This window comes from Sphingomonas trueperi, assembly GCF_040545665.1.
Classification (GTDB): domain Bacteria; phylum Pseudomonadota; class Alphaproteobacteria; order Sphingomonadales; family Sphingomonadaceae; genus Sphingomonas; species Sphingomonas trueperi_B.
In genome coordinates, this window is the sequence record NZ_JBEPMH010000002.1 from 1 (window position 1) to 14,778 (window position 14,778).

The following is a 14,778-nucleotide window of genomic DNA, read 5'->3' on the forward strand; positions in this document are numbered from 1 at the left end:
CAGCGCCCCCGCGCCCACCCCCCCGTTGTCCCCCCCGCGACGGGCGGCGGCGCCCCCCCCCGCCCCGCGCCCCGGCCCCCCCCCCCGCCCGCCTCGCCGCCCCCGCCGGCCGGGGGGGGCGGCCGGCGCCCGCGATGCTTTCGATCGCCTTTGCAGGAGCATAGCATGTGCGCGCGACGTGTCACTGGGGGTTCGGCGCGGGGCCCGTGCTGGCGCGGCGGATCAGTTCGTGAGCCAGCGTCACCTGCCGCTCGGCGGGTTCGGTGCCGCGCAGGATGCCGACCAGCAACTCCACCGCCCGCCGCCCGATCATGCCCTTGGGCTGGGCGATCGTCGTCAGCGCCGGATGGAAGAAGCGCGCGAGCGGCAGGTCGTCGAAGCCGATCACCGATACGTCGCCCGGGCAGGACAGCCCCGCCGCGCCCACCGCACTGATCGCGCCCAGCGCCATCTCGTCGCTGAAGCAGAACAGCGCGGTCACCCCTTCCGCGATCAGTGCGCGCGCGGCGCGGTGGGCGGAGTCGGCGCCGTAATCGCCCTCGCGCAGATGGAGCCGGTCCTTGAGCCCATGCCGATCGGCGGCGCGCAGTACGCCCGCCAGACGGTCGCGACTGATCGGGCTGATCGGCGGCCCGGTGATGATGCCGATCTCGCGGTGGCCGAGCTCGACCAGATGCTCGATCGCGTCGGCGCTCCCGGCGGCATTGTCGATATGCACGCTCGGCACGCCGATCTCGGGGCTGTACTCGCAACCATTGACGATGGGCGCCGAGGCGCCCTCCCGCGCGACCAGCGCTTCCAGGCTCGCGGGCAGTCGGTGGCCGAGGAAGACCAGCCCGTCCACCTCGCGGCGCGACAGCATCTCGGCGTACTGATCCTCGACCTCGGGATCGTGCCGCGTGTCGCCCAGCACCACCGCATAGCCGGCGTCGCGCGCCGCTTCCTCGGCGCCACGGATGACGCTGGCGAAGAAGGGATTGGAGATGTCCGGCACGGTGAGCAGGATCTTGGCGGCACGCAGCGTGCGCAGCGTCCGTGCAGCGACATTGGGCCGGTAATCGAGCGCCTCGACCACCTCCATCACCCGCGCCCGCGTCGCCTCCGCCACCCGACCCGGCTGGCTGAGCACGCGCGACACCGTGGCAGTGGAAACGCCAGCGGCCGCGGCGACGTCGATAATCGTAGCCATGCAGATATCTTTGTAGCGTGCGACGGGCCGTGTCGAGCCCCACCAATGTAATCCTTTACATCGTATTCGGCTCTGCATAGGCTGCGATTCGAACAGCGGCAAAGCCGCGCGGGGAGAGGAAGCGTATGGTCGCTGCTGAAGGGATCACCATGAACAGCACGCAGCCCGTATCGGGATTGCTCACCGGGCGCCTCAGCGCCCTGATGTTCATGCAGTTCTTCGTCTGGGGGGCGTGGAACGTCACGCTGGGCCTGGTGATGCAGACCGTCGGCGTCGGCAGCCTGATCGCCAACGCGTTCTCGGTTGGCCCGATCGCCTCGATCGTCGGCTCGTTCCTGCTCGGCATGGCGGCGGCGCGGTTCCTCAGCCCCAAGATGCTGATGGTGGTGCTGCACCTCGTCGGGGGCGTACTGCTCTTCGTGCTGCCCAGGCTGCTCACGCCCGAGCACGGCGCCAGCTTCGTGTGGCTGCTGCTCGGCTACATGATCCTCTACATGCCGACCGTGGGCCTGGCGAACACCATCGCGCTCAAGAGCTTCGGCGAGCGCGTCGATCGCTTCCCCTTCGTGCGCGCCTTCGGCACGCTCGGCTGGATCGTGGCGGGGCTGATCATCGGCTGGGCGGGTCTGTCGGCAAGCCCGCATATCTTCGAGGTGGCGGGCGTCGTCTCGCTCGCGCTGGGCCTGTACAGCATCACCCTGCCCAATGTTCAGCCCGATGCGCCGCAGGGCAAGAGCCTGGTCGCCGAGGTATTCTGCACCGAAGCCTTCGGCCTGATGCGCAACCGCTCGTTCCTGATCTTCATCCTCTGCGCCACGCTGATCTCGATCCCGCTGGCGATGTACTATGCCTATGCCTCGCCATACGTGGGCGCGGCGGGGATCGAGAATGTCGGCGGCACGCTGGCGATCGGCCAGATGTCCGAGCTGGTCTTCATGTTCTCGATGCCGTTCCTCTATCGCCGCTTCGGGGTGAAGCCGCTGCTGCTCGTCGGCATGATCGCCTGGGCGCTGCGCTATGCCCTGTTCGCGATCGGCGACGGCGGCGCGGGGATCTGGGCGATCTATCTCGGCGTCGCGCTGCACGGCGTGTGCTACGACTTCTTCTTCGTCGCCGGCGCGATCTACACCGGCACCATCGCCACACCCAAGGGGGTCAACGCCCAGGCGCAGGGCATGCTGACGCTGTTCACCTATGGCGTCGGCATGCTGCTCGGCTCGCAGATCGGCGGCCTGCTTTATGCGCAGCTGCCGGCGAAAGCGACCGTCGCCGACTGGCACCAGCTCTGGTGGTATCCGGCGATCGCTGCGGCGGTGATCGCGCTCCTCTTCCAGTTCACCTTCAAGAACAACCGCAACGAGGTGCAGGCATGACCGCGATGCAGGGTCCGGGCATCTTCCTCGCCCAGTTTCTCGGCGACACCGCCCCGTTCGACACGCTCGACCACATGGCCGAATGGGCCGCGGGGCTCGGCTATGTCGGGGTGCAGATCCCGTGCGATCCGCGGCTGATCGACCTGAAGCAGGCTGCCGAAAGCCAGGCCTATTGCGACGATCTCCGCGCCCGGCTCGACAAGTTCGGCATCCAGCCGACCGAGCTATCGACGCACCTCCAGGGCCAGCTCGTCGCGGTGCATCCCGCCTACGACACGCTGTTCGACGGCTTTGCGCCGGCCGAGCTGCACGGCAAGCCCGCCGAGCGCCAGGCCTGGGCGGTCGAGCAGGTCAAGCTCGCCGCCCGCGCGAGCGGCCGGCTGGGGCTCAAGGCGCACGCCACCTTCTCGGGCGCGCTCGCCTGGCCCTATGTCTATCCCTGGCCGCAGCGCCCGGCCGGGCTGGTCGAGGAGGCGTTCGCCGAACTCGCCCGCCGCTGGCTGCCGATCCTCGACGTGTTTGAGGAAGCGGGCGTCGACTGCGCCTATGAGATCCATCCGGGCGAGGACATTCATGACGGCGCGACGTGGGAGCGCTTCCTCGAGGCTGTGAACCACCACCCGCGCGCGCGCATCCTGTTCGATCCGTCGCACTATGTGCTGCAGCAGCTCGATTACCTCGACTTCATCGACCGCTATCACGACCGTATCTCGTGCTTCCACGTGAAGGACGCCGAGTTCAACCCGACCGGGCGTAGCGGCGTCTATGGCGGGTACGAGAGCTGGGTAAATCGCGCCGGCCGCTTCCGCTCGACCGGCGACGGCCAGGTCGATTTCGTCGGCATCTTCAGCAAGCTCGCCCAGTATGGCTATCGCGGCTGGGCCGTGATCGAGTGGGAATGCGCGCTGAAGAACAGCGAGGACGGTGCCCGCGAAGGCGCGCCCTTCATCCGCGACCATATCATCCGCGTCACCGAGCGCGCGTTCGACGATTTCGCCTCGAGCGGAGTCGACAAGGCCGCGATCCGCACCCTGATGGGGTTGGGAAACCGCGACGCATGATCCGGCATCCGCTGAAACTCGGCATGGTTGGCGGTGGCGAAGGCGCGTTCATCGGCGCCGTGCACCGCATGGCGGCGGCGCTCGACGGCGACTGGCGGCTGGCGGCCGGCGCGTTCAGCACCGATGCGGGCAGGAATGCGCGGACCGGCGACCTGCTCGGTCTGGATCCGGCGCGGGTCTATGCAACCTGTGACGCGCTGCTCGCTGGCGAGGCCGCGCTGCCGGAAGGCGAGCGCATCGACGCGGTGGCGATCGTCACGCCGAACCACCTCCACGCACCCGTCGCCATCGCCGCGCTGAACGCCGGCTTCCACGTCTTCTGCGAAAAGCCGATGGCGATGAACAGCGACGAGGCGCGCGCGATCGCCGCTGCCGCCCGATCGAGCGGCAAGCAGTTCGCCCTCGCCTTCACCTATAGCGGTTATCCGCTGGTCGAGGAGGCACGCACCCGCGTGGCCCGCGGCGACTTCGGCGCGATCCGGCTGGTGCAGGTGGAGTATATCCAGGGCTGGCTGAGCGGTTCGCTCGACACCGAGGGCAACAAGCAGGCCGAGTGGCGCACCGATCCGGCGCGCGCCGGCCTCGGCGGCTGCCTTGGCGACATCGGGACCCATGCCTTTCATCTGGCCGAGTTGGTCTCCGGCCTGCGCGTCGAGACCCTGTCGGCCGAGCTTGCGACGCATGTCCCCGGGCGGCGACTGGACGACGACGTCAGCGCGCTGCTTCGCTTCGAAGGCGGCGCACGCGGTACGCTCAAGGCAACCCAGGTCGCCGCAGGGGAGGAAAACGGCCTGCGCCTGCGCATCCATGGCGAGCGCGGCGGGCTGGAATGGGCGCAGATGGAGCCCAACACGCTCACCCTGCGCTGGCTCGATCGCACCGCGGAGATCGTCCGCGCCGGCGGGCCGGGTCTGGGGGTGAGCACGACGCCCCTGCTTCGTACACCTGCCGGACATCCGGAAGGGTATATCGAAGCGTTTGCAAACCTTTATCGTGGGTTCGCGGCCATTGTTCGCGGCGATTCGGCGCAGGTGCCGGGCGTCGCGGACGGGCTGCGGACGATGGCCTTTGTTGAGGCGATGATCGCCAATGCGAAGGCCGACACCAAATGGACCGAGATCGTAACCGGAGAGCGTAGATGAAGTTCTGGATGGCACTTGCCGCAACCGCGGCGCTGACGGCGAGCGCGCCCGCCTGGGCGCAGACTGCCGCCCCGCCCGCCTTTGCCGCCTGCAAGGCGTGCCACACCGTCGAGAAGGGCGGGAAGAACGGCGTGGGCCCCAATCTCAACGGCGTGGTGGGGCGCCCGGCGGCCTCCGCGCCCGGCTTCAACTATTCGACGGCGCTCAAGAATTCCAAGCTGACCTGGGATCCGGCGACGCTCGACCAGTTCATTGCCGCGCCGATGAAGAAGGTGCCGGGCACCCGCATGCCGATCGGCATGGCGGATCCCGCCAAGCGCCAGCAGATCATCGCCTATCTGAAGGCGATGAGCGGCAAATGAGCGTGACGCGCCGCACCGTATTGGCGGGCGCGACGGCGATGCCCCTGGTGGCATCCTCGGCGCGCGGCCAGTCAAATGCGGCGCGTTTCTCGCTCCATTTCGCGCCGCACGAGGGCAGCTTCGCCAGCCGCGGCAGTCGTCTGGACCAGATCGCCTTCGCCGCCGACCAGGGCTTCACCGCCTGGGAGGACAACGAGGCCGCGACCCGCCCGGTCGACGAGCAGGTGGCGATGGCCAAGGCGCTGTCGAGCCGCGGCATGACGATGGGCGTGTTCGTCGCCTCGATGCCCAAATGGGGCCAGTCGCGGCCGATCCTGGGTGCGAACGACGGCGCCGAGCGCGAGGCGTTCCTGGCGGACATCCGCGCCTCGATCGACGTCGCCAAGCGGCTGAACGCCACGCGGATGACTGTGGTGACCGGGTTCCTCGACCCCAGGGTGCCGCTCGACATCCAGACCGCGCGGGTGATCGACCTGATGCGCCGCGCAGGCGATCTCGTCGCACCGCATGGGATGGCGCTGGTGATGGAGCCGCTCAACACCCGCACCAACCATCCGGGCGTCTACATGCAGAGCATCGCGCAGGGCTATGCGGTGGCGCGCGGGGCCAATAGCCCGGGGGTGAAGATCCTCGCCGATCTCTATCACGAGCAGATCCAGTCCGGGAACCTGATCCCGGCGCTCGACGCCTGCTGGAGCGAGATCGGCTATATCCAGTTCGGCGACAATCCCGGCCGCAACGAGCCGGGCACCGGCGAGATCAATTATTCGAACATCGTCCGCTGGCTGCGCGAGCGGAAATATGCCGGAACGATCGGCATGGAACACGGCAATTCGGTCAAAGGGCGCGCGGGCGAGGAGCGGCTGATCGCCGCCTATCGCACGATCGACGCCGTCTGAGGGGAGAGAGAAGCATGTCGAGAAGCACACAGCTGCTGCTCGCGGGTCTGGCGGTGCTTGCCGCGACACCCGCTGCGGCACAGGAAAAACCGGGGTTCAAGGATACGCCGATCCTGCCGGGCGGCGGGAACTGGCACGTCCATGACTCGGACCGCCCCCACCCCACCGTCGTCACCCCCGCGGCGCAGCCGGGCGGCGCGCCCTCGGACGCGATCGTCCTGTTCGACGGCCGCTCGCTCGATGCCTGGACCGCGCAGCGCAAGCTCTGGCCGGTGGCGAACGGCGTGCTCACCGTGCCGACCCGCGCGAGCAGCGGCGGCGAGAATGCGCTGATCTCCAAGCAAAGCTTCGGCGACGTCCAGCTTCACCTCGAATTCCGCTCGCCCAATCCGCCGACCAAGAGCTCGCAGGATCGCGGCAACAGCGGCATCTGGTTCATGCAGCGCTACGAGATCCAGATCCTCGACGGCTATCAGAACCCCACCTATGCCGATGGCACGGTAGGCGGCGTCTATGGCTGGAAGCCGCCGCTGGTGAACCCGTCGCGCAAGCCCGGCGAATGGCAGAGCTACGACATCGTCTTCGAGCGTCCCCGCTTCGCTGCCGACGGCAAGCTGCTGCGCCCGGCCTATGTCACGGCGTTCCTCAATGGCGTGCTGGTGCAGAACCACCAGGCGATGCTCGGCACCACCAACTGGCGCCATATCGCCGAATATACCGCGCACGCCGATGCCCTGCCGATCCAGCTGCAGGACCATGACTCGCCGGTGTCGTTCCGCAACATCTGGGTGCGCCCGCTGCCCGAAGCGGCGATCGCGCAGGACCTTCCGGGAGATCGCAAATGAACATCGATCGTCGCGCCGCACTGACCGGCGTGCTCGCCCTGTTCGGGGCGGGCGTGTTCGCCCCCATCGCCCGCGCCGCGCAGATGACCGCGACGCAGATGATCCCCGACGGGCCGCCCAGCGTCGCCGTGTTCAATCCCGCCCAGCGCGCGCTGATGACTGCGCTGAGCGAGCGGGTGATCCCCACCACCGACACCCCGGGCGCGATCGCCGCGGGCGTACCCGCCTTCATCGAGAAGCTGCTCGCCGACTGGGCGATGCCGGGGGATCGGGTGCCGATCGTCGCCGGGCTCGATGCGATCGAGGCGCGGTCGCAGCAGGACTATAAGGTCGCCGCCGCCAAGGCGACGCCGGCGCAGCAGGACGCGCTGCTCACCCTGGCGATGAATGGCCAGATCGCGGGCGGCAAGACCTTCTTCGAGGCGTTCCGCCAGCTGGTGATCACGGGGTATTACACCTCGGAGATCGGCATCACCCAGGAACGCGAATATCTGCCGGTGCCGGGCGAATATAACGGCGCCTTCCCCTATTCCCAGGTCAACAAGGTGTACAGCGCATGAGGATCACCCGTCGTACCCTGCTCGCCGGTGCGGGCGGCGTTACCGCCCTCGCGCTGATGGATCGCCTGATCCCGCAGGCCTTTGCCGCGCAGATCCCTGCCGTGGGCATCCAGCTCTATACCGTGCGCGACATCTTCCAGAAGGATCCGGTCGGCACGCTCAATGCGATCGCGAAGATCGGCTATCGCGAGATCGAGTTCGGCGGTGGCGGCTATGACAGCATGGATCCGGCGATGCTCCGCGCCACGATGGACAAGGCCGGGCTGCGCTGCCCCTCGCTCCACATCGGCTATGACGCGTTGCTCGGCCAGTTCGACAAGTCGGTGGCGATGGCCCGCACCCTCGGCGCCAAGACCGTCGTGCTGCCCTACATGACCGACGAGCATCGCACCGAGGCGGGCTGGAACGCGGCGCTGCCGAACTTCAACAAGTTCGCGACAGAGCTCAAGAAGGCGGGCTTCGACTTCGCCTACCACAACCACGACTTCGAGTTCACCAACACGCCAGGCGGCGTCAGCCTCTACGATCGGTTGCTCAAGGCGACCGATCCGTCACTGGTGAAGGTGGAGCTCGACCTCTACTGGGCCAAGCGCGCGGGCCAGGACCTCGACGCGCTGATCGACCGGCTGAACAAGCGCCTCTACTCCTACCACGTCAAGGACATGCGCCCCGATGGCAAGATGACCGCGGTGGGCACCGGCACGATCGACTTCGCGGCGCTGTTCAAGCGTCCGTCGAGCGCCCATGTCCGCCACTTCTATGTCGAGAATGACGAGGCGCCCGCGCCCTATCTTCCGGACATCACCACCAGCTTCAAGACGCTGCAGGCGCTGCGCTTCTAAACCAACAACACTCCCTGGGAGAGGGAAACATCATGGCTGCTACCAACAGGTTCGATGCGATCGTCATCGGCTCGGGCGTGAGCGGCGGCTTCGCCGCCAAGGAACTGACTCAAAAGGGCCTCCGCGTGCTGATGCTCGATCGCGGCCGCATGGTCGAGCATGGCGAGGACTATCCGTATGACGGCAAGCCCGCCTATGAGGTGCCCGCGCATAACATCATGCCCAAGCCGCTGCAGGAGCGCGATTATTTCATCGCCAAGCGCGGCTATGTGCAGCCCAGCAACATGGGCTTCTACAATAACGACCGCATGAACCCCTATGCCTTCGACGAGGGCAGCAAATTCTACTGGATCCGCCCCGGTGCTGTCGGCGGCAAGTCGCTGATCTGGGGACGCTGGAGCTTCCGCTGGGCGCCCGAGGATTTCGACGCCAACAAGCGCGAGGGCGTGGATGGTGCCTGGCCGATCGGCTATGACGATCTCGCGCCCTGGTACGCCAAGGTCGAGGATTATATCGGCGTCTCGGGCTCGCGCGAGAACCTGCCCTATCTGCCGGACAGCAACTTCCAGCCGCCGATGCCGATGAACGTCGCCGAGAAGTGGCTGAAGGAACGGCTGGAGTCCAAGTTCCCCGGCCGCAAGCTGATCAACACCCGCCTGTCGAACATGACCGAGGACAAGCCCGACCAGGACCGCACCAAGTGCCAGTTCCGCAACCAGTGCGGCAATGGCTGCTCGTTCGGCGCCTATTTCTCGACGCAAGCCGTCACCCTCCCCGCCGCGCGCGCGACCGGCAAGCTCACGCTCCAGTCCGACGCTGTGGTGACCAACATCGAATATGACGCGGCCAAGAAGCGCGTCACCGGCGTGCGCTATATCGATGCCAAGACCGGCCAGGCGCAGGTGGTCAATGCCGACCTCGTCTTCCTCTGCGCCTCGGCGATGGGATCGAACCAGATCCTGCTCAACTCGCGCGCGCCGGGCAGCGAGCGCAGCCATTTCGACAGCAGCGGCACGCTGGGCCGCTATGTCATGGACCATATCTTCCGCGTCGGCATCGACGGCGAGATCCCGGGCATGACCGACCTGATCGAATATGGCCGGCGCCCCGGCGGCGTCTACATCCCCCGCTTCCGCAACATCGGCGGCGAGGAAGGTGTCGGCTTCAAGCGCGGCTATGGCTATCAGGGCAGTGCCTGGCGCCAGCCGGCAGGCCCGGTGGGCTTCGGTGCCGAGATGAAGCACGGCATGCGTCGCTACGGGCCCTGGCGGTTCAGCATGGGCGCGTTCGGCGAGTGCCTGCCCTACAAGGACAACCGCGTCTCGCTCCACCCGAGCAAGGTCGATCGCTTTGGGGTGCCACTGATGCGCTTCGACGTGACCTTCCGCGAGAACGAACTCAAGCTGATCGCCGATGCCAAGGTGCAGGGCGAGGCGATGCTCCGCGCCGCCGGGCTGCAGAATGTGACGAGCAACGAGGGCGAGCACGTCCCCGGCGACGCCATCCACGAAATGGGCGGCGCGCGCATGGGTGCCGACCCGCGCAGCTCGGTGCTCAACGGCTTCAGCCAGGCGCACGACGCGCCGAACCTCTATGTCACCGACGGCGCCCAGATGGCCTCGGCCTCCTGCGTCAACCCGTCGCTGACCTTCATGGCGCTGACCATGCGCGCCGCGGACCATGCGGTGAAGCAGCTGCGGGCGTGATACGGGGGAGCGCGCCGGGTGCGGCGCGCTCCTCTTCCTCCTGAATGTCTTCTCGCGCTACTCGTGCGCCCAGCCGCCGCCGACGCCGCGGACGAGACTCACGATGGCGGTGAGCCGCTGGAATCGGAGCTGCACCAGGTCGAGCCTCGCGGAAAGCAGCGCCCGCTCGGCATCCAGCTGCTCCAGGTACGACGCATAGCCGGCCTCGTGCCGCCGCCGCCCTACCCGATAGGCCTGGTCGAGCGCCGCGACCTGTCGCTCGGCGGTTTGCGCCTCCTCGGTCAGGAAGCGGAGCGAGGCCATCGCGTCTTCCACTTCGCGAAATGCCTGGAGCACGGTGGCCTTGTACGCATAGGCGGCCTCGTCGCGCCGCGCGGCCGCCGCGTCCGCGCCGGCACGGAGCGCACCGCCCTGGAAGATCGGCGCAAGGATCGATCCGCCGATCGAGAACAGCGAAATCGGATCGTCGAGCAAGGTCGAGACCACCCCGCCGCCGCTTCCCGCCAGCTGGATGCGGGGGAGAAAGGCGGCGCGCGCTGCGGCGAGGCGGTGGTCGGCGGCCGCCAGCCGACGCTCCGCCGCCGCGATGTCGGGCCGCTGCCGGACGACCTCTGCCGGCAGACTGGCGGGGACGGCGGCTGGCCACGCCAGCGCTTCACCCGGCGCTGCGATGGCGCCCGGCGGCCGGCCGAGCAGCTGGCTGAGCGCATTCTCCTGCAAGGTGCGGGCGAGCATCGTCGAAGGGAGCAGCCGGGTCGCCGCTTCCAGCGCAGCCTCGGCCTGCTGTGCCTCCAGGCTGGACGCGTAGCCGGCGCGGAAGCGGCGCCCGATCAGGTCGCGCTCCTGCCGGCGTTCGTCCACCGTCTGCCGGACGATCTCCAGCCGCGCATCTGCGGCACGCAGGCCGATATAGGCCTGGACCACCGTCGCGATCAGGGTGATGCGCAGCGCATCGCGGGCATCGGCGGAGGCAAGCCATTCCTCCCGCGCCGCCTGGGTCGACTGGCGCAACCGCCCGAACAGATCCACTTCATAGGCGACATCCAGCTCGCCCTGGGCGCGTTCCTGGTCGACCCCTACGCCGAACGCGTTGACGCTGCGGCCGCTGCTGGCCCCGCTGGCGAGTGCCGCGCTGGGCCGCGCGGCGGCAGCGGCACCGCGCAACTGCGCCCGCGCCTGCTCGATCCGGGTCGCGGCGATCTGCAGGTCGGGATTGCCGGCGAGCGCCTGGTCGACCAGCGCATCGAGCGCGGGATCCTGGAAGTCCCGCCACCAGTCGGCGGTCACCGCGCCGGATCCGCCATCCGACCGCCAGTGCGCCGGGATCGCGACCGCCGCCGCGCCGGGCACCGGCCGCGCCGGGCCCATGCACGCTTGCAGCAGCACCGGCAGGAGCAAGGCAGGCCATGCCCTCATCGCCCGGCGCCCGTGTCGATGCGCGTTTCCACGGACATGCCCGGCCGCAGCCTGGCCGCAAGCGGCTGCCCCGGATCCACCGCGATCAGAATGCCGATGCGCTGCGGCACCTTGACGAAATTGCCGGTGGCATTGTCGGGCTTGAGCACCGCGAACTCCCACCCGGTCGCCGGCGCGATCCGCGCGACATGGCCGGTCAGCTGCGCACCGCCCAGCGCATCGACGCGGAACCGCACCGCCTGGCCGGGCCGCATCCGGCTGGTCTGGGCCTCCTTGTACTGGGCGATCACCCAGCGATCCGGCGGCACCAGTTCCATCAGCGCGGTACCGTTGGTGACATACTGGCCCCGGCGCACATGGATCTCGCCGAGCTGCCCCGTTTCGGGGGCACGGATGACGGTGTGCAGCAGGTCGATCTCCGCGAGCCGCAACTGCGCCGCCGCCGCCTCCACCTGCGCGACCAGCGCCTCGCGGCCAACCTCGACGGTACGCAGATCCTCGTGCGCCACGCGGGTATTGGCGGCGGCCCGGCGCACCGCGGCCTCGGCCTGGGCGAGTGCGGCGGCCGTCTGGTCGCGCTCGCGCAGCGAGATCGATCCGTCGCGGGCCAGATCGCGTGCGCGGGCCATGTCCGCCTTGGCGCGGATCAGCTGCGCCACCGCGTCGGCCGCCGCAGCGTCCTGCCCGGCAATGCCGGCAGCACGCGCCGAGCGCGCTTGGCGGCTGTTGGCAAGCGCCGCGCGCTGCGCATCGAGATTGGCCCGGGCCTGGGCAACCCGCGCGCGATAGATCGCGTCGTCGATCAGCACGAGTACCTGCCCCGCCTTCACCTGCTGATAGTCGCGGACCAGCACCTGGGCGACATAGCCGCTTACCTGCGGCGCGATCACGGTGGTGCGGCCGCGCACCAGAGCGTCGTCCGTCCGCTCAGCGCTGCCGCGCAACGGCCCGATGCCCCAGATCTGCAGAACCGCGCCGATCGCGAGCAGCAGCGCCACCGCACAAAGCGCCGTGACGAACGGCCGCGGCCGCGGTGGGTGCCAAGTGTCGGGCGCCGCAGCGGGCGGAGGTGCAGGCGCGGGAGGTTCGGAGGCGGGTTGAGTCATCGAGCAGCTCCGACGGGCGCGGGGCGCAGCCGACGCGCTTCCTGGACAAGAATGACGATTGCGAGAAACGCCGCGAGCCCCAGCGCCAGCAGCGTCACCACCCAGAAGGTGTCGTTGAAGGCAAGGATGTTGGCCTGGGTCTGCAGGGCGCTGCCCAGCCGCGCACTCCCCTGCGCCGCGGCCGCGGCAGGATCCGGCAGCTGGTGCGCAAGCTGGGCGCTGCTGGCGGCGATGCGCTCCGCGGCGGGCGAGCTGCCCGGCGGGATCGCATCCGCCAGGTTCTCGGCATGCACCCGCGCACGGATCGTCTGGATGCTGCCCAGCAGCGCAGCGCCGGCCAGCCCGCCCAGATTCTGGGTGGTGCTGAACAGCACGACGAAGCTCACCAGATGGGTGGGGCCGCGCTCGAGCACCCGCGCGATCCCGAACAGCAGCGCCGGCCCGAGGAACAGCGTCGTGCCGATCCCGAGCAGCGACTGGCTGAGCGCCAGTTCGGTGGCGCGCGTGTCACTGGTCGAATGGGTGTCGAGCCACGCTCCCCAGGCGATCACCAGCGCCGCTGCGAGCATCATCGGCAGCAGGCGATCGGGGCGCGCCAGCCATGCGGCGAGCGCGATGCCGCCGATCATCGCCAGCAGCACCACTGCGAACAGCCCGTGCAACTGGTCGTCGGTCAGGCCGCCGAGCGCCAACAGCCCGACCGCGGCATAGGTCTGCTCCGTCAGCGCGATGCGGACGACGAGCGCGATGCCGGCGATCAGCAGGATCTCCGCGGTCCCGAACCAGCGGACCTGCAGCAGCGGCCGCGCCCGGCGATCCTCGACGAGGAAGACGAGGCCGAGCAGCAGCAACGCGCCGGCGAACATCCAGCCGAGCCAGGGCGCGTCGGTCCACCAGTAGAAGCGTCCGAACGCCAGCCCTGCGCAGCCCAGCAGCATCGCCCCCAGCGCCAGCGCGATGGTGAGCGCGTCGAGCGGTTCGAAGGCCTTGCTCCGGTCCGTCGGCGGCAGCGGCAGCAGGACCGTCAGCGCCCAGGCGGCGAGCGCCAGCGCCAGCTCGATCCAGTGGACGCCCGCCCAGTGATCGAAGGCGATCCGGTCCAGTGGCACCATCCGCGCGATCGGGATGGCGAGCTGGGGCAGGCTGAACCCCACGACGACCGCCATCGGGCGGAGGCGCGCCGGAAAGACCTGGAACGCGCTGTACAGCCCCATGGTGGTGAGACCGCCCGAGGCGACGCCGCTGATCGCGCGGGCGAGCACCGTGGTGCCGAGCGACGGGAAGCACAGCGCGATCAGTTCGCCCAGGATCAGCGTGCCCAGGATCACGTGCAGGCACGCCGGGATGCCGAACTGGACGCGCGCCTTCACGAGCAGCAGGTTGGCGGTGGCGTTGAACGCCACGAACACGGCGAGCAACAGGTTCGCCTCCGCGACGTAGAGGCCCATATTCCCCGCGATGACGTAGAGGTTGGTGCTGATCAACGCATTGCCGAGGCCGCTGGCCAAGGCCAGGATGACGGCGGAGAGCGCGTACCCGCACCGGGCGCCGGTCGAAAGGCGGGGCGAATAGGGCGCGCCGGGGAAGAGCGGTCGTTCTCCCGGTGCAAAGATGTAACGGCGCTCGACCATCATTGGCGATCCTCGGTCCGGCACGCCCTGCCCAGCCAGGGGATGCGGTGGGCGCCATCTTCGCCAGCGCCGCGCGCGCGCCAAGCTATCCGAGGGTTTGCCCGCTCGAGCATGGGCCGCCGAGAACCGATGTTTGAGATGCCGACCGCGGCGAGTTGGCGGCAAAAGTCGCGCGGGCGTATTGCGCGAACGCAACGGAGATTGAGTTCGAGCGCGAGACCGGCGGGATCAGCGTCCCGCCGCCGCCTTCCCGTCCGGTCCCTCAACGGTGACCTTGCCGTCCGCACCGACGAGCACGCTGGCCCGCCGCACGCCCTTGGCGTCGATCAGCACCACGCCCGAGACGCCGGCATTGTTGAGGAACAGATAGGACGAGGCGCCGCCCGCGCGATCGAACTTCACATGTGCGCCCTTGTCGTCGATCTCGATCGCGGCGACGGGCGCGCCCGGTGCGGGGTTGGCGAGGCGGACCGATGGCCGGTCGTCCTTGTCGAGCGCCACCGTCGCGGCCGGCTTGGCGTCGCGGCCGATCAGCACGATCGACGGGCCCTGCCCGGCCGCGGAGAGCAGGATCCGCGGCGCACCCTCCGCGTCGACGATGCGAACCTCGGAGGTGATGACGGGCGGCGGTGGCGTGTGCTGCATG

The 14,778-nt window shown here is 69.0% G+C and carries 14 protein-coding genes; 9 read left to right on the top strand and 5 right to left on the bottom strand.

Going from position 1 to position 14,778, the window contains the following annotated elements:
* Window positions 1-181: 181 nt before the first annotated feature.
* Window positions 182-1,189, bottom strand: coding sequence for a LacI family DNA-binding transcriptional regulator (locus tag ABIC65_RS07180; protein WP_354307803.1), 1,008 nt, complete (start codon window positions 1,187-1,189; stop codon window positions 182-184).
* A gap of 149 nt (window positions 1,190-1,338) precedes the next feature.
* On the opposite strand from ABIC65_RS07180, the gene ABIC65_RS07185 reads away from it, so the two are divergent.
* From ABIC65_RS07185 to ABIC65_RS07225, 9 genes are read left to right on the top strand one after another with little or no spacing between them, the layout of a single operon-like run.
* Window positions 1,339-2,562 (top strand): MFS transporter, encoded by a 1,224-nt coding sequence (locus tag ABIC65_RS07185; protein WP_354307804.1) that lies wholly within the window; start codon window positions 1,339-1,341, stop codon window positions 2,560-2,562.
* Window positions 2,559-3,623 (top strand): sugar phosphate isomerase/epimerase family protein, encoded by a 1,065-nt coding sequence (locus tag ABIC65_RS07190; RefSeq protein ID WP_354307806.1) that lies wholly within the window; start codon window positions 2,559-2,561, stop codon window positions 3,621-3,623. Before ABIC65_RS07185 ends, ABIC65_RS07190 begins: the two co-directional genes overlap by 4 nt.
* Window positions 3,620-4,765 (top strand): Gfo/Idh/MocA family protein, encoded by a 1,146-nt coding sequence (locus tag ABIC65_RS07195; RefSeq protein ID WP_354307807.1) that lies wholly within the window; start codon window positions 3,620-3,622, stop codon window positions 4,763-4,765. The genes ABIC65_RS07190 and ABIC65_RS07195 overlap by 4 nt, the downstream gene beginning before the upstream one ends.
* Window positions 4,762-5,127 carry a c-type cytochrome gene (locus tag ABIC65_RS07200; protein ID WP_064310063.1) on the top strand — a complete coding sequence of 122 codons (366 nt, stop codon included), beginning with the start codon at window positions 4,762-4,764 and terminating at the stop codon, window positions 5,125-5,127. Before ABIC65_RS07195 ends, ABIC65_RS07200 begins: the two co-directional genes overlap by 4 nt.
* A complete protein-coding gene (locus ABIC65_RS07205) occupies window positions 5,124-6,026 on the top strand; it encodes a hydroxypyruvate isomerase family protein (protein WP_354307808.1) in 903 nt (300 codons plus the stop codon). Before ABIC65_RS07200 ends, ABIC65_RS07205 begins: the two co-directional genes overlap by 4 nt.
* A 14-nt stretch (window positions 6,027-6,040) precedes the next feature.
* The gene (locus ABIC65_RS07210) at window positions 6,041-6,871 is read left to right on the top strand and encodes a 3-keto-disaccharide hydrolase (RefSeq protein WP_354307809.1); all 831 of its coding nucleotides are present in this window, start codon (window positions 6,041-6,043) and stop codon (window positions 6,869-6,871) included.
* Window positions 6,868-7,431 (top strand): gluconate 2-dehydrogenase subunit 3 family protein, encoded by a 564-nt coding sequence (locus tag ABIC65_RS07215; RefSeq protein WP_354307810.1) that lies wholly within the window; start codon window positions 6,868-6,870, stop codon window positions 7,429-7,431. Before ABIC65_RS07210 ends, ABIC65_RS07215 begins: the two co-directional genes overlap by 4 nt.
* Entirely contained in the window at window positions 7,428-8,273 is an 846-nt protein-coding gene (locus ABIC65_RS07220; RefSeq protein WP_354307811.1) for a sugar phosphate isomerase/epimerase family protein, read from the top strand. Before ABIC65_RS07215 ends, ABIC65_RS07220 begins: the two co-directional genes overlap by 4 nt.
* A 32-nt stretch (window positions 8,274-8,305) precedes the next feature.
* Window positions 8,306-9,979: a GMC family oxidoreductase gene (locus ABIC65_RS07225; protein ID WP_354307812.1), complete on the top strand. Its 1,674-nt coding sequence runs from the start codon at window positions 8,306-8,308 to the stop codon at window positions 9,977-9,979.
* Window positions 9,980-10,036: 57 nt separating this feature from the next.
* Here ABIC65_RS07225 and ABIC65_RS07230 read toward each other — a convergent pair whose 3' ends face one another.
* From ABIC65_RS07230 to ABIC65_RS07245, 4 genes are all read right to left on the bottom strand, one after another.
* Entirely contained in the window at window positions 10,037-11,395 is a 1,359-nt protein-coding gene (locus ABIC65_RS07230) for an efflux transporter outer membrane subunit (protein WP_354307813.1), read from the bottom strand.
* Entirely contained in the window at window positions 11,392-12,393 is a 1,002-nt protein-coding gene (locus ABIC65_RS07235; protein ID WP_354307814.1) for an HlyD family secretion protein, read from the bottom strand. Before ABIC65_RS07235 ends, ABIC65_RS07230 begins: the two co-directional genes overlap by 4 nt.
* A gap of 104 nt (window positions 12,394-12,497) precedes the next feature.
* Window positions 12,498-14,135 (bottom strand): MFS transporter, encoded by a 1,638-nt coding sequence (locus ABIC65_RS07240; protein WP_354307816.1) that lies wholly within the window; start codon window positions 14,133-14,135, stop codon window positions 12,498-12,500.
* A gap of 225 nt (window positions 14,136-14,360) precedes the next feature.
* Window positions 14,361-14,777 (bottom strand): hypothetical protein, encoded by a 417-nt coding sequence (locus tag ABIC65_RS07245; RefSeq protein ID WP_354307817.1) that lies wholly within the window; start codon window positions 14,775-14,777, stop codon window positions 14,361-14,363.
* Window position 14,778: the final 1 nt, after the last annotated feature.